21 protein-coding genes are annotated in these 16,965 nt (G+C 70.7%); 14 read left to right on the forward strand and 7 right to left on the reverse strand.

Annotated elements, in window-relative coordinates:
• Positions 1–4: 4 nt before the first annotated feature.
• Positions 5–1,909 carry a 1,4-alpha-glucan branching protein GlgB gene (gene glgB, locus O3S82_RS07740; RefSeq protein WP_269306765.1) on the forward strand — a complete coding sequence of 635 codons (1,905 nt, stop codon included), beginning with the start codon at positions 5–7 and terminating at the stop codon, positions 1,907–1,909.
• Here the strand turns inward: glgB and O3S82_RS07745 are convergent.
• Positions 1,899–2,246, reverse strand: a complete 348-nt coding sequence (locus tag O3S82_RS07745; RefSeq protein WP_179424551.1) for an ArsR/SmtB family transcription factor — start codon at positions 2,244–2,246, stop codon at positions 1,899–1,901. The two genes, glgB and O3S82_RS07745, sit on opposite strands and share 11 nt — an antisense overlap.
• A 92-nt stretch (positions 2,247–2,338) precedes the next feature.
• On the opposite strand from O3S82_RS07745, the gene arsM reads away from it, so the two are divergent.
• The 5 genes from arsM to O3S82_RS07770 all read left to right on the forward strand — a co-directional run bounded on the left by arsM (position 2,339) and on the right by O3S82_RS07770 (position 5,858).
• Positions 2,339–3,100 carry an arsenite methyltransferase gene (gene arsM, locus O3S82_RS07750; RefSeq protein ID WP_179424550.1) on the forward strand — a complete coding sequence of 254 codons (762 nt, stop codon included), beginning with the start codon at positions 2,339–2,341 and terminating at the stop codon, positions 3,098–3,100.
• Entirely contained in the window at positions 3,097–4,173 is a 1,077-nt protein-coding gene (gene arsB, locus O3S82_RS07755) for an ACR3 family arsenite efflux transporter (RefSeq protein WP_269306769.1), read from the forward strand. Before arsM ends, arsB begins: the two co-directional genes overlap by 4 nt.
• Positions 4,170–4,604, forward strand: a complete 435-nt coding sequence (locus tag O3S82_RS07760) for an arsenate-mycothiol transferase ArsC (RefSeq protein WP_269306771.1) — start codon at positions 4,170–4,172, stop codon at positions 4,602–4,604. Before arsB ends, O3S82_RS07760 begins: the two co-directional genes overlap by 4 nt.
• Positions 4,605–4,720: 116 nt before the next feature.
• Positions 4,721–5,068: a hypothetical protein gene (locus tag O3S82_RS07765; RefSeq protein ID WP_269306774.1), complete on the forward strand. Its 348-nt coding sequence runs from the start codon at positions 4,721–4,723 to the stop codon at positions 5,066–5,068.
• Between the two features lie 10 nt (positions 5,069–5,078).
• Positions 5,079–5,858 (forward strand): hypothetical protein, encoded by a 780-nt coding sequence (locus O3S82_RS07770; protein WP_269306776.1) that lies wholly within the window; start codon positions 5,079–5,081, stop codon positions 5,856–5,858.
• Positions 5,859–5,865: 7 nt separating this feature from the next.
• Here O3S82_RS07770 and O3S82_RS07775 read toward each other — a convergent pair whose 3' ends face one another.
• Positions 5,866–6,315, reverse strand: coding sequence for a hypothetical protein (locus O3S82_RS07775; RefSeq protein WP_269306778.1), 450 nt, complete (start codon positions 6,313–6,315; stop codon positions 5,866–5,868).
• A gap of 309 nt (positions 6,316–6,624) precedes the next feature.
• Here O3S82_RS07775 and O3S82_RS07780 point away from each other — a divergent pair, with 309 nt between their 5' ends.
• From O3S82_RS07780 to O3S82_RS07795, 4 genes are all read left to right on the forward strand, one after another.
• Complete coding sequence (locus tag O3S82_RS07780) at positions 6,625–8,745, forward strand: DEAD/DEAH box helicase (RefSeq protein ID WP_269306781.1); 2,121 nt, start codon at positions 6,625–6,627, stop codon at positions 8,743–8,745.
• Between the two features lie 78 nt (positions 8,746–8,823).
• Entirely contained in the window at positions 8,824–9,234 is a 411-nt protein-coding gene (locus O3S82_RS07785) for a DUF7144 family membrane protein (protein ID WP_269306783.1), read from the forward strand.
• Between the two features lie 71 nt (positions 9,235–9,305).
• Positions 9,306–10,154, forward strand: a complete 849-nt coding sequence (locus tag O3S82_RS07790; RefSeq protein ID WP_179424543.1) for an alpha/beta fold hydrolase — start codon at positions 9,306–9,308, stop codon at positions 10,152–10,154.
• Between the two features lie 35 nt (positions 10,155–10,189).
• Positions 10,190–11,683 carry an amidase gene (locus O3S82_RS07795; RefSeq protein ID WP_269306787.1) on the forward strand — a complete coding sequence of 498 codons (1,494 nt, stop codon included), beginning with the start codon at positions 10,190–10,192 and terminating at the stop codon, positions 11,681–11,683.
• Here O3S82_RS07795 and O3S82_RS07800 read toward each other — a convergent pair.
• Genes O3S82_RS07800 through O3S82_RS07810 form a run of 3 tightly spaced genes read right to left on the reverse strand, consistent with a single transcriptional unit; the run spans position 11,671 to position 13,802 of the window.
• Positions 11,671–11,886 carry a hypothetical protein gene (locus tag O3S82_RS07800; RefSeq protein WP_179424541.1) on the reverse strand — a complete coding sequence of 72 codons (216 nt, stop codon included), beginning with the start codon at positions 11,884–11,886 and terminating at the stop codon, positions 11,671–11,673. The two genes, O3S82_RS07795 and O3S82_RS07800, sit on opposite strands and share 13 nt — an antisense overlap.
• 49 nt (positions 11,887–11,935) lie before the next feature.
• Positions 11,936–13,138, reverse strand: a complete 1,203-nt coding sequence (locus O3S82_RS07805) for an HNH endonuclease signature motif containing protein (RefSeq protein WP_269306790.1) — start codon at positions 13,136–13,138, stop codon at positions 11,936–11,938.
• 43 nt (positions 13,139–13,181) lie between these two features.
• The gene (locus O3S82_RS07810; RefSeq protein WP_269306793.1) at positions 13,182–13,802 is read right to left on the reverse strand and encodes a hypothetical protein; all 621 of its coding nucleotides are present in this window, start codon (positions 13,800–13,802) and stop codon (positions 13,182–13,184) included.
• A 211-nt stretch (positions 13,803–14,013) separates the two neighbouring features.
• Between O3S82_RS07810 and O3S82_RS07815 the strand changes: the two genes are divergently transcribed.
• The 4 genes from O3S82_RS07815 to O3S82_RS07830 are packed head-to-tail and all read left to right on the forward strand — an operon-like array spanning position 14,014 to position 16,445.
• Positions 14,014–14,850: an alpha/beta hydrolase gene (locus O3S82_RS07815; RefSeq protein WP_269306794.1), complete on the forward strand. Its 837-nt coding sequence runs from the start codon at positions 14,014–14,016 to the stop codon at positions 14,848–14,850.
• Positions 14,851–14,885: 35 nt separating this feature from the next.
• A complete protein-coding gene (locus O3S82_RS07820; protein WP_179424537.1) occupies positions 14,886–15,410 on the forward strand; it encodes a winged helix-turn-helix transcriptional regulator in 525 nt (174 codons plus the stop codon).
• The gene (locus tag O3S82_RS07825) at positions 15,403–15,642 is read left to right on the forward strand and encodes a hypothetical protein (RefSeq protein ID WP_179424536.1); all 240 of its coding nucleotides are present in this window, start codon (positions 15,403–15,405) and stop codon (positions 15,640–15,642) included. The genes O3S82_RS07820 and O3S82_RS07825 overlap by 8 nt, the downstream gene beginning before the upstream one ends.
• 32 nt (positions 15,643–15,674) lie before the next feature.
• Positions 15,675–16,445: an alpha/beta fold hydrolase gene (locus O3S82_RS07830; protein WP_269306797.1), complete on the forward strand. Its 771-nt coding sequence runs from the start codon at positions 15,675–15,677 to the stop codon at positions 16,443–16,445.
• A 3-nt stretch (positions 16,446–16,448) separates the two neighbouring features.
• Here O3S82_RS07830 and O3S82_RS07835 read toward each other — a convergent pair whose 3' ends face one another.
• Together O3S82_RS07835 and O3S82_RS07840 are read right to left on the reverse strand one after the other, a co-directional pair.
• On the reverse strand, positions 16,449–16,709 hold the full coding sequence (locus O3S82_RS07835) for a YdeI/OmpD-associated family protein (RefSeq protein WP_269306799.1): 261 nt from the start codon (positions 16,707–16,709) through the stop codon (positions 16,449–16,451).
• The gene (locus tag O3S82_RS07840; protein WP_269306800.1) at positions 16,666–16,890 is read right to left on the reverse strand and encodes a YdeI/OmpD-associated family protein; all 225 of its coding nucleotides are present in this window, start codon (positions 16,888–16,890) and stop codon (positions 16,666–16,668) included. The genes O3S82_RS07835 and O3S82_RS07840 overlap by 44 nt, the downstream gene beginning before the upstream one ends.
• Between the last annotated feature and the right edge of the window lie 75 nt (positions 16,891–16,965).

Raw genomic sequence — 16,965 nt, forward strand, 5'->3', positions numbered from 1 at the left:
GCCTGTGAGCGAGACCTCTGCGTGGCCCCCGTCCATCGGAGAGCTGGACCTGCACCTGATCGGCGAGGGACGACACGAACGGCTGTGGGACGTCCTCGGCGCCCACGTCACCACCCACGACTCCGAGGACGGCCCGGTGCGCGGCACGAGCCTCGCGGTCTGGGCGCCGCACGCGCGTGCCGTGCAGGTCATCGGCGACGTCAACGGCTGGCACGGTGACGAGCACGCCATGCGACCGCTGGGCGGCTCGGGCGTGTGGGACCTCTTCATCCCGGGGATGGGGGAGGGCTCCCGCTACAAGTTCCGCATCCAGGGTCCGGACGGCCACTGGCGCGAGAAGGCCGACCCGATGGCCTTCGGCACGGAGGTGCCGCCCGCCACGGCTTCGGTGGTGGTGGAGTCGCGCCACGCGTGGTCCGACGACACCTGGATCGCCCAGCGCGACGCGACGTCGTGGCTCGACGCGCCGATGAGCATCTACGAGGTGCACCTCGGCTCGTGGCGGCCCGGCCTCGACTACCGCGAGCTGGCCGGTGCGCTGGCGGACTACCTGGCCGAGACGGGATTCACGCACGTCGAGCTCATGCCGATCGCGGAGCACCCGTTCGGGGGATCATGGGGTTACCAGGTCACGTCCTACTACGCGCCCACGTCGCGATTCGGCTCGCCGGACGACTTCCGCTGGTTCGTCGACGAGCTGCACCGGCGCGGCTTCGGCGTCATCGTCGACTGGGTTCCGGCCCACTTCCCGCGCGACGAGTGGGCGCTGGCCCGCTTCGACGGCACCCCGCTGTACGAGCACCCGGACCCGCGCCGCGGCGAGCAGCCCGACTGGGGGACCTACGTCTTCGACTTCGGGCGCCCGCAGGTGCGCAACTTCCTGGTCGCGAACGCGCTGTACTGGCTGGAGGAGTTCCACCTGGACGGGCTGCGCGTGGACGCGGTCGCCTCGATGCTCTACCTCGACTACTCGCGCAACGAGGGGGAGTGGGTGGCCAACCGGCACGGGGGACGCGAGAACCTCGAGGCCGTCCAGCTGCTCCAGGAGCTCAACGCGACCGTCTACAAGCACCATCCCGGTGTCGTCATGGTGGCCGAGGAGTCCACCGCGTGGCCGGGCGTCAGCAGCCCCACCAGCAGCGGTGGCCTGGGCTTCGGCTTCAAGTGGAACATGGGCTGGATGCACGACACGCTCTCGTACCTGGGCCACGACCCCATCCACCGCTCCTACCACCACGGCGAGATGACGTTCTCGATCGACTACGCCTGGAGCGAGCACTTCATCCTGCCGCTGTCGCACGACGAGGTGGTGCACGGCAAGGGGTCGCTCTGGCAGCGGATGCCGGGCGACGAGTGGAACAAGGCGGCCGGCGTGCGCGGACTGCTCGCCTTCATGTGGGCCCACCCGGGCAAGCAGATGCTCTTCATGGGAGGCGAGTTCGGCCAGGCGAGCGAGTGGGCCGAGTCGAGCTCCCTCGACTGGGCCGCGCTCGACGATCCGCTGCACGCGGGCATCCTGCGCCTGGTCACCGACCTCAACACGCACTACCGCTCAGACCCCGCGTTGTGGTCGGCAGACTCAACGCCGGACGGGTTCCGCTGGATCGACGCCAGCGACACCGCCGGCAACGTCATCTGCTTCCTGCGCATCGGCTCGGACGGCTCGCAGCTGGCCTGCGTCGCCAACTTCTCCGGAGGACCCCACCACGACTATCGCGTGGGTCTGCCGCTCCCCGGCACGTGGACCGAGGTGATCAACACCGATGCCGAGATCTACGGCGGCTCGGGTGTCGGCAACCTCGGAGCGGTACAGGCCACCGACGAGCCGTGGCACGGCCAGCCGGCGTCGGCACTCCTGCAGCTGCCGCCCAGCGGCGTGCTGTGGCTGCAGCCGGAGGTCAAGGCCTGAGGGCGCTGCTGAGCGAGCGCAGGGTGTCGTCGACGACCCGGTAGAACGCCCAGCGACCGCGCTGTTCGCGGACGACGAGGCCTGCGTCCACGAGCTGCTTCATGTGGTGGGAGACCGTGGGCTGGGAGAGGCCGACCGGCTCGGTCAGGTCGCAGATGCACGCCTCGCGCTCAGCTTGGGCGGCGATGAGGGACAGCAGTCGGACGCGCGTCGGGTCGCCCAACGCCTTGAACATGCGCGCGAGGTGCTCGGCCTCGTCGACCTCGAGCGCTCCACCGGTGACGGGGGAGCAGCAGTCGACCTGGTCGATGACGGGGAGGGCACTGCGGACGGTCATGACCCCATTCTGGCAGACGTATTGACAAACGTCGATAGATAGATGAATCTCGATACATCGATGACCGTCGATCGAATGAGAAGGAGTCCGCCATGACCAGCGCATCGCCCACGAAGGAACAGCTGCTCGACGAGGTGCGCCAGCGCTATGCGCAGGCCGCCACGGCCGTCGGGGGAGGCAAAGCGACCGGTTGCTGCACGGGCGACGCGACGGTCGACGAGTCCTTCGGCGCCGCGCTCTACGACAGCACCGATCAAGAAGTGCTGCCCGCGGAGGCGATCGCGGCGAGCCTCGGCTGCGGCAACCCCACGGCGGTCGCCGAGCTGCGAGCGGGGGAGAAGGTCCTGGACCTCGGATCGGGCGGTGGCATCGACGTGCTGCTCTCGGCCCGCCGGGTGGGGGAGACCGGGTTCGCCTACGGCGTCGACATGACCGACGAGATGCTCGAGCTCGCTCGCGCCAACGCGGAGAAGGCCGCCGCGACGAACGTCGAGTTCTTGAAGGGGACGATCGAGGACGTCCCGCTGCCCGATGCCTCGGTCGACGTGGTGATCTCGAACTGCGTCATCAACCTGTCGGTGGACAAGCCGAAGGTGCTCGCCGAGATGTTCCGCGTGCTGGCTCCCGGCGGCCGCATCGGCATCTCCGACGTCGTCGCCGAGGACCACCTGACGTCCGACGATCGCGCCGATCGGGGCTCCTACGTCGGCTGCATCGCGGGAGCCCTGTCGAAGCAGGAGTACCTCACGGGGCTCGCCGCGGTCGGATTCGTCGACGCCGAGGTCGAGTTCACCCACGAGGCGGTCCCCGGCATGCACGGCGCGATCGTCCGCGCCACCAAGCCTGTCGCATGACCGCGACTCCACAGGCCGAGGCCGAGCGTCGGCTCGGCACCCTCGACCGATACCTGCCCGTGTGGATCGGACTGGCGATGATGGCCGGGCTCCTGGTGGGGAGGTCGGTGCCGGGCGTCGCCGACGCACTGGATGCCGTGACGGTGGGCGGGATCTCCGTGCCGATCGCGCTCGGCCTGCTCGTCATGATGTACCCGGTGCTGGCGAAGGTCCGCTACGACGAGGTCGGCCACGTCGCCCGCGACCGCCGCATGATGGCGCTGTCACTCGGGCTCAACTGGGTGATCGGCCCGGCGCTCATGTTCGCGCTGGCGTGGCTGTTCCTCCCCGACCTGCCGGAGTACCGCACGGGCCTGATCATCGTCGGGCTCGCCCGGTGCATCGCCATGGTGATCATCTGGAACGACCTCGCCTGCGGCGACCGGGAGGCCGCCGCGGTCCTCGTCGCGGTGAACTCCGTCTTCCAGGTCGTGGCGTTCGCCGGTCTGGGCTGGTTCTATCTCGACGTCCTGCCCGGCTGGCTGGGCCTGTCCACGACCGGACTGGACGTGTCCGCCTGGGAGATCGCGCGCAGCGTGCTGATCTTCCTCGGCGTGCCGCTCGCCGCCGGCTACCTCACGCGCCGGATCGGTGAGGCCCGCCGGGGCCGGAGCTGGTACGAGCGCGAGCTGCTGCCACGTCTCGGCCCCTGGGCGCTGTACGGGCTGCTGTTCACGATCGTCGTCCTGTTCGCCCTTCAGGGCGAGACCATCACGAGTCAGCCGTTCGACGTCGCTCGCATCGCCCTGCCGCTGGTCGTCTACTTCGCGCTGATGTGGGCCGGCTCGCTCGCCCTCGCTCGCGCCGTCGGACTGGGCTACCCGCGCGCCACCACGGTCGCGTTCACCGCGGCCGGCAACAACTTCGAGCTCGCCATCGCCGTCGCGATCGGCGTCTTCGGCGTGACCAGCGGTCAAGCGCTCGCCGGGGTGGTCGGCCCCCTCATCGAAGTTCCCATCCTCGTCGGACTGGTGTACGTCAGCCTCTGGGCGCGTCGCTGGTTCCCCGACACCACCGAAGGAGCACGTCCATGACCGAGCACGTCCCGCAGGTCGTCTTCGCCTGCGTCCGCAACGGAGGCCGCTCGGTCGCGGCCCGGGTGCTCACCGAGCACTACGCCCAGGGCCGCGTCGTCGCGCTGTCGGCGGGCACCCAGCCCGGCGAGCACATCCACCCGGAGGTCGCCGACGTCCTCGAGTCCCTTGGCCTGGACACCTCGGGCGAGCACCCTCAGCACCTGACGCGGGAGATGATCGCGGCCAGCGACCTCGCCATCACCCTCGGCTGCGGCGAGGAGTGCCCCTACGTTCCCGGCGTCACCTACCGCGACTGGCCGGTCGACGACCCGGGCGGACAGGACGAGGCGACCGTGCGGCGCATCGTCGCCGACCTCGACGCTCGGGTGCGGGCGCTGCTGGGCGAGCTCGCGCCTGACCTTTCGCTCGGCCCCAGCGTCCTGGCCTGAGCCAAAGCGGCGTGGCCTCGGCACGTTGGCCCTAGTCTGACTACGGCCGCGAGGCCCGGTGACGCGACGACGGCGGGGGAGATTCGATGACGGCTGGGGACGGGCATGTGCCTGTCGTGGCTGTCGTCTCGGCGTACCTCGCCGCCGGTGCCGCGCTGGGCTGGCTCGTGAACATGCCGTACGTCGCGCTCGGGGTCGGCTGGATGCTCGCTGCAGCGACCGCGGTCGCTGCAGCGATGAGTGTCATGTCGATCGGTGCTCGCCTCGGCTTCGCGGCGGCCGCGCTGGTGACCGGTTACCTGGCGTACGTCGCTCTCGGGCCGATCGCTGACGAAGAGAACGCCTACATCTTCATCGCGCTGCGGATGATGGCGGTGATCGGAGTCGTCTATGCCGTGGCGTTCGTCCTGGCGCAGCGGGGCTCCCTGGCGAGAAAGTCCGAGCGATCTGAGTTGCATGGATGAAGCGCCGCCCATGAGATCGAGGATCTGGAACCTCCTCCGGCCAGGAAAGGATCGGCCCACTCGCTCCTCGATCGCGTTCGGGCTGGTGTTCGCCGCCGTGGTGGGACTCGGCTCGTACTGGGAGTTCAGACAGTCGGCCGATGGCCCAAGGGAGATGGCCACGGTCATCGAACGGCAGAAAGCCGGGCCTGGCTACTGCCCGTCGGGTGGGCGCGGACGCTCTGACCCGAAATGGGACGTCACGTGGAGGTCCGAGAATCCTCCGCCCGGGCTACCGGCCGAGTTCACCGAAGAGGAAGTCTGCAACTGGAACGAGGTGGGCGAGAGGGTCGAGGTGATCAGGGTGCCGGAGGGACGTCAGACGAAGGTCTACCAGGACGTGGTCCACGGCGGACGAGAGTCGCTGGAGTTCGCGATGTGGACGTTCGGGATCGTTGCGGTCTTCTTCGCCCTGCCGATCTTCTGGCTCGGGTTCGGAGTGAGTCGGTGGCGGCAGCGTCGAGACGGACGACCGCACGCGCCGACTTCCGCTCGGGATGCGAAGCCGTCGAGTTCGCGTAGCGTCGCGGACATGACTGATCTGACACCGGAGAAGCTCGAGGCGATCCAGTTCGTCGTGAACCGCGTGGGTGCCTACCAGGACGGCGCACCCGGCGGCACGATCGGCGACGAGTTGCGCAAGGGCCTCGACGAGGCCGGATTGACGCTCGACGACCAGCATGTCGACAGCCTGGCGCGGGCGATCGACGAGGCGGACGGCACCGTCGACGTCGCGTCCGTCCTCGGCTGAGGTTCCCCTAGAGGTCGGCGCCGCGCTCTTCGACCACAGGCGCCACTCGACGACCCCCTGACTCCGACTGGACCTCACCCTCCGCCGATGGAGTCTGCTGGGGCTCGTCCTCAGACGCTCCGCGACCTTGGCGCTCCGGCCCCGAAGCCGTGTCCCAGGCCCGTACGGCAGCGCGCGCCACGACGCCGACGAGGAACACGATGGCGGCGATCGTCACCGACAGCGACGCGATCGAGACGCCGATCCCGAGGTTCGGGTGCACGTAGCAGTCGAAGCTGGTCGCATTCTCCGAGAACTCCGTGCCGTCCGGACAAGGCACGAGCTTGCGCTTGAGCGCCATGAGCACGCCGGTGAGCAAGGCGACGGAGGCGAAGACATACCCCGTCCAGACTGCCGTGTCGATCTCCGTGCGCGTCGGCAGGAAGCTGGGCTCTACTCGCGGCGTCTCGTCACTCACGCAGTGACCGTAGTTGCCCATGGGACGGCGTGTCCGGCATTCACGGCAACGGATCAACCGTCCCGGGAGAAAGTGCGTGCGCCGCGACCGCGGGTGCTGCGGGTCGGGCGCGTCCGTCTGCGTAAACTGGTCTTGTCAGAGCGTCGCTTCCCCCGCTGCCAGTCTTCTGGCGCTGCATCGCGCAGCCACGAGCCCGGGACGGCCGCTCATTCAGCTCGCTGGTCGTGCAGAGCAACCGATCAGGAGCCTTCGCAGGCTCCTGCTGCGCTGTCGTCCTGTGTGGTCAGCGTGTGATCAGAGGAGAGAAGCTTGGCCACTCGAGGCCGACGTCAGTCAGGCTCCACCGGGGCCGGCTCCCGCAACCAGCGGCGCGGACGCGCTGCCGGTAACGAGGGCATCATCCCCGTGCTCGCGCGCGCCGTGCGCGAGGTCGAGTCGGGTGTCCAGCGCGGACGCGCGACGCAGACGAACCGGACCAAGTTCCAGACCGTCGCCCTGCTGGCGCGCGAGGAGCGCACCCGCATCAAGACCGACGCGAGCATGAGCGAGCCCCAGCGGGCCGAGCAGCTCAAGCGGCTGGACGGCATCGGCACGATCCTCGCGAAGACGGCCGCCCTCGACACCTCGCTGCTGTCCCTGCTGGCCGAGGACGCCGCGGTGTCCGACGCCGCCAAGGACCTCAAGCGGGACATGCTGGCCGCAGCCGGAATGGAGGCTCCCGAGGAGCCGGAGGAGCCGGTCGAGGAGGACCCCACCCCGGCGCCCGTGTCGCGTCAGGTGGTGCCGCAGTCGGTCATCTCGCGCCGCCTCGCCGACCCGTTCCTCGCCCCGCAGTTCGAGACCGTCGAGCGTCGCACGCCGCCGCCGCGCCGGCTGGCCGGCTGGGAGCTCATCGGACCGCTGCTCTCGTCGTTCGAGCGCGCCGCCAGCGGCGCCCCTGCGTGCATGGATCTGCCGGAGCCCATCGACGTCCCCGTCCCCGAGGGCATGGAGCTGATGCGCCACCAGGCCGAGCTCGTCGCCGCGGCAGCGGACGGACACCGGACCTTCCTGCTGGCCGACGAGCCCGGACTCGGCAAGACCGCCCAGTCGCTGCTGGCCGCGCAGGCCGCGAACGCCTACCCGCTGCTCGTCGTCGTGCCGAACGTCGTGAAGGCCAACTGGGCTCGCGAGGCGAACATCTGGACCCCGCGGCACGCCTCCACCGTGATCCACGGCGACGGCGACACGATCGACGGCTTCGCGGACATCGTCATCGTCAACTACGAGGTGCTCGACCGCCACGTCGGCTGGCTGGGCGACCTGGGCTTCCGCGGCATGGTCCTCGACGAGGCGCACTTCATCAAGAACAAGTCGTCGCAGCGCTCGCAGCACGTCCTGCAGCTCTCCGAGCGGATCCGCGCCCGCACCCCGCGACCCCTGCTGATGGCCCTGACCGGCACGCCGCTGATCAACGACATCGAGGACTTCCGCGCCATCTGGCAGTACCTGGGCTGGATCGACGAGAAGAAGCCCCGTCCCGAGCTGATGCACGCGCTCGAGGAGACCGGCCTGACGCCGCTCGACCCCGGCTTCTTCCCAGCCGCGCGCTCCCGCGTCATCGACATGGGCATCGTGCGGCGCCGCAAGGTCGACGTCGCCGCCGACATCCCGGCCCGCCGCATAGCCGACCTGCGGGTCGAGCTCGACGACGAGGCCGGACGCTCGATCCGGGCGGCCGAGGCCGAGCTCGTCCGGCGGCTCGTCTCGCGGTACGAGCGCGCCATCGAGGCCCGCGACGAGAGGACCGACGGGATCGACCACGACCTCGTGCGCCGGATCGCCGCGTCGGAGCGCGAGGACTCCTCGAAGTCCGAGGAGAACGTCTTCACGATGATGCGGCGGATCGGTCAGGCGAAGGCGAGCCTCGCGGCGGACTACACGGCCCAGCTGGCGCACAGCGTCGGCAAGGTCGTCTTCTTCGCCAAGCACGTCGACGTCATGGACGTGGCCGAGCAGACCTTCGAGCAGCGCGGCCTGCGCTACTCGTCGATCCGCGGCAACCAGACGCCCTCGGCGCGCCAGAAGAGCATCGACGCCTTCGTCAACGACCCCGACGTCTCCGTGGTGGTCTGCTCGCTGTCGGCCGCCGGCGTGGGCGTCAACCTGCAGGTCGCCTCCGACATGGTCCTCGCGGAGCTGTCGTGGACCGACGCGGAGCAGACGCAGGCGATCGACCGCGTCCACCGCATCGGCCAGGACGAGCCCGTCACCGCGTGGCGCATCGTCGCGTCGCGCACGATCGACACCAAGATCGTCGAGCTCATCGACAGCAAGGCCGGCCTCGCCGCCCGCGCGCTCGACGGCTCCGACGAGGAGATCGCCGACTCGGCCGACCTGCAGCTCGAGACGCTCGTGGCCCTGCTGACCGACGCCCTGACGCCCGCCTGAATCATCCGAGCGGGGTGAGTTCCTCGTCCCGGCGCCGCGCCTAGCGTGACCGACAGGACCACCGAGAGGAACGACATCATGAGTGATCGACGGCCGTACGAGGGCTCGGCGAAGCAGGCGTGGACGTGGGGGATCGTCGGGTTCGGGGCGGTGATGCTGTTGAGCATCGGTGTCGTCCAGCTCATCCAAGGCTTCTCGGCGATCGCCGAGGACGAGGTCTTCGTCGTTGGCGCCGAGTACGCCTTCGCGTTCGACCTGACGACGTGGGGCTGGATCCAGGTCGTGCTGGGCGTGCTGGCCCTGGCCGTCGGTGCGGGCCTGCTCGGCAGCCGGAACTGGGCGCGCATCGGCGCGGTCATCATCGCGTCGATCGGCATCGTCGCCCAGTTCGCCTTCATGCCTTACTACCCGCTGTGGTCGATCGTGCTGATCGCCTTCAACGTCGCGGTGATCTGGGCCGTATCGACCCAGAGCGACCACGGCGAGTGATCGCCCCGAGCGCCGATTGCGCCCGGGGCTCGTGGGTACTCCACCGAGCAACCGATCGCTCAGGAGGCGACATGGCGGACATCACGGTGGACTCGCGACTCTTCGGACTCAAGGACGTCGACCTGCACGTCGACGACCACGGCGGTGAGGGACGGCCGGTCGTGCTGATCCACGGCTGGCCGCTGTCGGGGGAGTCGTGGAGCGAGCAGATTGGTGCCCTGACGGACGCGGGCCTGCGCGTGATCACCTACGACCGCCGCGGATTCGGCCGCAGCGACAAGCCCCGCACCGGATACGACTACGACTCGCTCGCCGACGACCTCGCCAGCCTGCTCGAGGCGCTCGACCTGCGGGACGTGTCCCTCGTCGGCTTCTCGATGGGTGGCGGCGAGGTCGCGCGCTACGTCGCCCGCCACGGCGAGGAGCGACTGCGCAGCGTCGTCTTCGCCGCCGCGGTGCCGCCGATGATGATGAAGGGGCCGAACAACCCGCAGGGCCCGCTGGAACCGTCCGAGGCGGCCGAGATGAGCGCCCAGCTGACGGCCGACCGCGGGACGTTCTTCGACGGGTTCGTGGACCAGTTCTTCGCGGCGAACGGCGAGGGCCCCGTACTGGTGACGCAGGCGCAGCGGCAGGACGCGCTGCGCCTGACGGCCATGGCCGACCAGCTGGCCGCGCTCGAGGCGATGCAGTCCTTCGGTCTCTCGGACTTCCGCGAGGACTTGAAGCTGATCACCGTCCCGACTCTCGTGCTGCACGGCGACGCCGACGGGATCGTGCCCTTCGAGGGCTCCGGACGTCGCACGCACGAGGCCGTGGCCCACAGCGAGCTGGTCCTCGTCCCCGGCGCGCCCCACGGCCTCAACGTCTCGCACGCCGACGAGTTCAATCGAGCCCTGGTGGACTTCCTGACTCGGTAGGTTCTGAGGATCGCCATCACGAAGAGGGGACGGCCATGACCTCCACGCAGGACTTCCAGGACTACCGCAGCCGCGACGCCGTCGGGCTCGCCGAGATGGTGCGGGCGGGGGAGATCAAGCGCGAGGAGCTGCTCGGGCTGGCGCGCGCTCGCGCCGCCGAGGTCAACCCGCGGCTCAACGCGATCGTGCGGGACGTCGAGCCTCCGGTGCCGGGCCCCGAGCCGGAGGGCGGCCGGCCGTTCGACGGCGTGCCGTTCCTGCTCAAGGACCTCCACCAGGACCTCGCTGGCGTCCCGACCAGTGGCGGCAGCCGGTCGCTGCGTGACGTTCCGGCGGCCGAGACCGCCGAGGTCGTGAAGCGTTGGATCGACTCCGGACTGGTCGTCTTCGGCAAGACGAACAGCCCGGAGTTCGGAGCGAAGGGCATCACCGAGCCGCACGTCTTCGGTCCCACGCGCAATCCGTGGAACACCGACCACACGCCCGGTGGCTCGTCCGGCGGCAGCGCGGCCGCGGTCGCCGCGGGCATCGTCCCCTGCGCGGCCGCGAGCGACGGCGGCGGCTCGATCCGCATCCCCGCCTCGGCGTGCGGACTCTTCGGCCTGAAGGTGAGCCGCGGCGTGATTCCGTTCGGCCCCAGCCACGGCGAGCCCTTGGGTGGCACCGCCACCGACGGCGTCGTCTCGCGCAGCGTGCGCGACACGGCGGCCATGCTCGACGTGCTCTCCGGCTCGACGAGCGTGTCGGCCTACCTGCCCGGCGGGCTGCCGGGCGAGGGCTTCGCCGCCGCGCTCGCCGAGGAGCCGCGGCGCCTGCGCATCGGCATGTCGTGGCAGAGCTCGATCAACCCCGACCCGCACCCGGAGGCCCGCGCCGCGGTCCAGCACGCGGCCGCGCTCCTGACCGAGCTGGGACACGAGGTCGTCGAGGTTCCGGTGCCCGTCGACGACGCGCGCCTGGCGCAGGATTTCCTGACCTCGTGGTTCGTCCACTGCGCCGTCTCCGTCGCCGAGGCGCGCGAGCTGTCGGGGCTCGGCGAGGACGCCTTCGAGCCCGACACGCGCGTGATGGCCGCGCTCGGCCGGGCCACCAGCGCCACCGACTACGTGCGCGCCGTCGAGGGGCGCCACGAGCACGTCCGTCGTCTCGCCGCGTTCCACGAGGACTACGACCTGCTCCTCACGCCGACCACCGCCACGCCGCCGCCGCGGATCGGCGCCTTCGACCTGCCGGCCCGGATCGAGCGGCTGCAGCGGGTGCTGCTGAAGGCGCGCGCGGGGTCGATCCTGCGGTTCACGCCGATCGTCGACCAGCTGATCAGCGAGAACCTCGGCTGGGTGCCCTACACGCAGCTGGCGAACCTCACCGGTCGTCCCGCGACCAGTGTGCCGCTGCACTGGACGCCTGACGGACTGCCGATTGGCGCGCAGTTCGTCGGCCCGCTCGGCAGCGACGCGCTCCTTCTTCAGCTCGCCGCGCAGCTCGAACGCGCGGCGCCCTGGTGGGACCGGGTGCCTCAGGGTGTCTGAGCCGCCTGCTGGCCGACCCGGATGGCCAGGAGCGCGGGATCGGTGTCGGTCGCGAGCAGGCGCAGGGTCGTGGCGCAGCCGCCGACGGCGATGACGATGGAGCTGATCCGCCAGATCGCCGGCTCCTGCACGCCGCCGACCTGCGCGAAGAGCCCCATCAGCGCCGGGAGCAGGAACGCCAGGTGGAACGTGCTGACATCCATGGCGCCTTTCCCGAAGACCGGACATCGCCAGTCTGCCGTCGGACGTGGGTCACGCGGCGCGACGGGGGTCGACGATGTCGGTCTCGATGATGATCGGAGGGCAGGGCAGATAGCGCTCGGTCCGTCGGACGGGCGCGTCGAGGTAGCGGTCGGCGAGGTGACCGTGACTCTTCATGTTGTGGTGACGGCGGCAGAGGCATCGCAGGTTCGACGCGGACGTCGCTCCGCCACTGTCGTAGGCCTCGGCATGGTCGAGATCGGTCTCGAACACCGGTGCGCGGCAGCCGGCGACCCGGCAGGTTCCGTCCCTCCACCGCAGTGCCCGGCGCAGGGACTCGGGTGGTCGATAGCTGAGGACCGTGGTGTCGAGCACCTCGCCGACGGGATCGAGGACGAGGCGCCTCAGGATCGTGTGCTCGGACTGCGCGAGCTCGCGGACCCACTCGGCGCCGACGGGCTCGCCGTCGTGGGTGAGGCCCGGCCCCTCGGTGAGGCTGATGAGGTCGGTGGCGGCGATGCTGATGGCGATCTCGGCGCGGATGTCGCTGGTGGTGCCGGTGCACGAGGTGAGCCAGTCGGCGACGAGGTCGGCCTGCTTCTGGTCGCGCGTGCGCGGGTCGCGAGCGCCGGTCTCGGGATCGACCGACGGGACCGCCCGGGCGGCCTTGCGGAGCCGCTCACCGATCGCGATGGCCAGGCCGGTGGGCAGCAGTGCGTTGAGCCAGCTGGTGCCGTCACTCTGGTGGGTGATGGAGACCCGGCGCTGCTGGAGCGCCTCCGCCGTCTCGGTGGCGACCTGCTCGGGCTCGAGCCGGGCGCGGAGGCGGCGCAGCCAGGCGCGCAGCTCGGTGATCGTGTGGGTGGCGGCGTACTCGGGTGCGGTCTGCTCGAGCATCGCCAGCGCCTCCGGCGTGCGGAGCCGCTCGGCGGTGTCGGCGATCGCGGACACTCGCACCCCGTCGATGTCGCCGACGCGGAAGGAGCTCCACACGCGAGGGGCCCTCTCCTTGAGGGTGGCGGCCTCGTGGACCATCGCCCACACCGTCTGCTCGGTGACGTGCAGGCCCTGGGCGAGCTCGAGGACGACCTCGCGGCGGGCGAGGTCCTTCGACAGCGGGATCTCGTCGGAGCGGTCGATCTCGGCGACCCGGCGCGCGTGGTGCGCGACGACCCAGTCCCACTCCTCGTGCTCGGCCACGGCGCGGGCGCGACGCACGAGGTCGCACACGTCAGCCACGCTCCCCGAAGTCATGCACCCAACCTAGTGGGCGGCACTGACAGAAACGCGCGACTCGTCAGGGGATGCCCTCGCCGCATTCCTCGTCGCTCTCGCTGCGGCCGCAGAGGCGGAAGGTCCAGTCGAGCTCTGTCTCGAAGGCCTCGCCGTCGAAGGTGTACTCCACCCGCGCCTTGCGGACGGTGGCACCGCCTTCACCGGTCGTGAGAACGACCATGAGCTCGGTGAACGGCGCGTCCGGCTCGGAGCTCGAGGGGCACTCGCGTGCCACGGCGGCCCCGACCGCCGGCTCGACCCGGACGCCCGTGGCGTGACCGGCCTCCTTCTCGGGAACGCCGGTCGCGCTGTAGATCGGGACCGCGCCGCCCTCGTGCGCGGCGCCCGTCACGCGGCGGACGACGAAGCGGGAGTCGAGGACTCCCTGCGCATCGATCAGCTCGGCCCCGGTGATGACGGCCTGGCCCGGACGGGTGAGGCACGTCGTGAAGCCACCCGAGTGGGCGGTCCAGGCCCCGGTTCCCCTCGGCGCGTACACGCCGAAGGCGCTGGGGCCACTCCCGAACGAGACGGGATCGAGATCCGGCGACCTGCGCTCGAGCGCGATCAGCAAGGCCGCGACCGTCGCAAGTGCTGCCGACAGTCCGAGCAGACGCCGCATCCCGAGACCCCTGAAGCTCACCAGCGAAGGCTGTCACGCCCGTGCCGTCACTGGACGGAAACCCGGGAATTCACCCGAAGCGTGGTCTGGTGCTATCTGACTACAGCGCACTAGAGTCAGCGACGAGAGCGCAGCGCGACACCACGCGCGGGACCAGGCCCGAGCTCACGGGGAACGGCCCTCCCACCGCCCGCCAGGGCAGCACGAACCCATGCCGTCGAGAGGCATCCCCATGTCCGAACCCCCCACCGTCGTCCTCGTCCACGGACTCTGGATGAGGCCGCGCAGCTGGAGTCACTGGAAGACCTACTACGAGTCGCAGGGCCTGACCGTCCTGACGCCCGCCTATCCCGGCTTCGAGATCGAGGTGGAGGCGCTCCGCGAGAAACCGCAGGTCATCGCCGACCTGACCGTGCCGGAGACTGTGGACCATCTGGCCTCGGTGATCGAGGCACTCGACGAGCCGCCGATCATCATGGGTCACTCCTTCGGCGGGACGCTCACGCAGCTCCTGCTGGCGCGGGGCCTCGGCGCCGCCGGCGTCGTCATCGACTCCGCGCCGACCGAGGGGGTCCGCGTGAGCCCGGTCTCGCAGGCGCGGTCGTTGCTGCCCGCGCTGAAGAGCCCCGCGAACATCCGCCGGGCCGTGGGCTTCACGCCCAAGGAGTTCCACTACGCGTTCACGAACACGCTCACGGCCGAGGAGTCGCGCGCGGTGTGGGACCGGTTCCACATCCCGGCGCCGGGGCGGTGGATCTGGGAGTACGGCCTGTTCGCGAACTTCAAGCCCGGCCACCAGGAGACGTGGGTGGACTACGCGGCCGACCGTGCGCCGCTGCTGTTCATCGCGGGGGAGCGCGACCACATCATGCCTCCCTCGGTGAACCGCTCCAACGCCAAGCACTACCGGAAGTCGCCGGCCCTCACCGAGTACGTGGAGCTGCCCGGACGCGACCACTGGACGTGCGCCGCACCCGGGTGGGAGGAGGTCGCGGACCGCGCCCTGGAGTGGGCGAGGGCGCACGCCGTCGCCCGCCCGGGGAGCGAGGATCCGAGTGCCGGAACCTGACTTCACGGCACGCGAGTCAGGCGTACTGTGCGGGTATGCCCATCAAGCTCGGGGGTGCACTGGCGTCGCGCGGCGAGGAGCCCATCGGCGCCTACTGCCCGATCGAGCGCGCGATGGCGGCGCTGCGCACGCGCTCGGCGATGCTCGTCCTGCGCGAGGCGTTCTACGGCGCCACGCGGTTCGACCAGTTCGCCGCGCGTGCCGGACTGACCGACGCCACCACGGCCGCGCAGCTGCGTGAGCTGACAGCTGTCGGGATCCTCGAGAAGCATCCGTACCGTGAGCCCGGCAGCCGTCTGCGTCACGCCTACGTGCTGACCGAGGCGGGCGCCGACCTGCTCCCCGCCGTGTTCGCGTTGCTGCAGTGGGGCAACCGGCACGACCCGCCGCCCTACCCGCCCGAGCTCAGCCACGACGGCTGCGGCGAGCCCGTCGAGATCGCCGTGAGGTGCGCGGCCGGGCACGCGGTCGGTGTCGACGACCTCCGCGTCACGGCGGCCGGCCCGTTCGGCCTCGGCGACCCGCGTGACCCCGACCCGTCCCGGAGGACCCGTGGCTGAGTTCGTGCCCGCCGTCGGCAACATCCTGAGCCTCATCGAGCGGAGGGACTGGACGCGGCTGGAGCGGAGCCTCTCGCCCGAGGTGCACTGGACCACCGCGGTCGAGGAGCACCTCTACGGCCCGGCCGAGGTCATCGCGTGCCTGCGCGGCGACCCCGTGCCCGGTCCGCCGGCTTACCACGACGTCGACGAGCGCGGCCTGCTCACGCGGTGGGTCGACAAGATGGGCTGACTTCCTCGGCGACGAGGACTATCTTGCGAGACATGGAGCCCGGGGAACTCCACGTCGTCCGGCACGGGGAGGGCCGCCCGGCGGTGGTGCTGCACGGTGCGGGAGTCGACCACCGCGAGGCCGAGGCCTGCTTCGACCCGATCCTCGAGGCTGCGGGCCTGCGCCGGATCTACCCGGACCTGCCGGGGATGGGTCGGTCGCCGGCTGCGGATGAGCTGCACTCGTCCGACGACGTCCTGCACCTCATGATCCGGTTCGTCCTGGCCGAGGTCGGACCCGAGCCGTTCCTCCTGGTCGGTCACTCGTGGGGCGCCTACCTGGCCCAGGCGATGGCGGCCCGGCTGTGGGACCAGGTGGCCGGGCTCGCCCTCGTCTGCCCGGTGCTCCCCGACGAGCAGGACGTCCCCGAGCACCGGCCCGTCGTGACGTCGAACGGGATCGGCGACCACGTGTTCCGGGGCTACTTCGTGGTGCAGACGCCCGAGATGTACGAGCGCTACGAGCGGTACGTGGCACCGGCCGCCGACCTCGTGGACGAGGAGGCGATGGAGCGCATGGGCGAGAACTGGGGTCTCTCCCTCGCGGCCAAGCCCTACCCGGGGCCGACGCTCGTCGTCGCGGGGCGGCGCGACTCGACCGTGGGATACGCCGCGGCGGCCGACCTGATGCACGTCCACCCGCGCGCGACGGTCGCGGTGGTGGACGAGGCCGGTCACGCGCTGCCGCACGAGGAGCCCGAGGTGCTGGGCGCCCTGATCCGGCAGTGGCTGGTCCGGGTGGAGCGCGCAAGGGTGTCGGGCTGAGCCCTAGTCGGGACGGAGTCGGTCGACCGCGGCCGCCACGTGACGCGACCGGGCTTCGGCGCTGCGTGCCTTGAGCAGTGGCAGCACCAGGTCGTACTGCTCGGTGCGACTGAGCTGACGGAAGACCGCAGCGGCCTCGGCGACCGCTGCGAGTGCCGCTCGGAGGTCGGACGGGACCTCGCCCGCGGACTGGGGTGCGTAGGCGGCGGCCCATCGGCCATCAGCGCGGGCTGCCTCGAGCGACGCGAGCCCGCCTGGCCGCATCTCGCCGGAGCCGGTCGATCCAGCCGTGGCACAGTGCGCCGTCGAGGGCGTCGCCGATCGTGATGAGCGGCAGGTCGGCGTGCTTGCGTCGGATGCGCAGCCAGGCCTCCGTCGCGGTGTCGTGATGCTCCTCGAGCCACGTGTCCCACGCCTGGCCGTCGGCGAACTCCAGCACGTCCATCGCCACATCGTCGCACCGGCGGGGTGCCGCGTTGTGTGCACCTATACCCTGTAGGCGAGGAACTACAGGAAGTAG

Source organism: Aeromicrobium sp. HA, assembly GCF_027171405.1.
GTDB classification, from domain to species: Bacteria; Actinomycetota; Actinomycetes; order Propionibacteriales; family Nocardioidaceae; genus Aeromicrobium; species Aeromicrobium tamlense.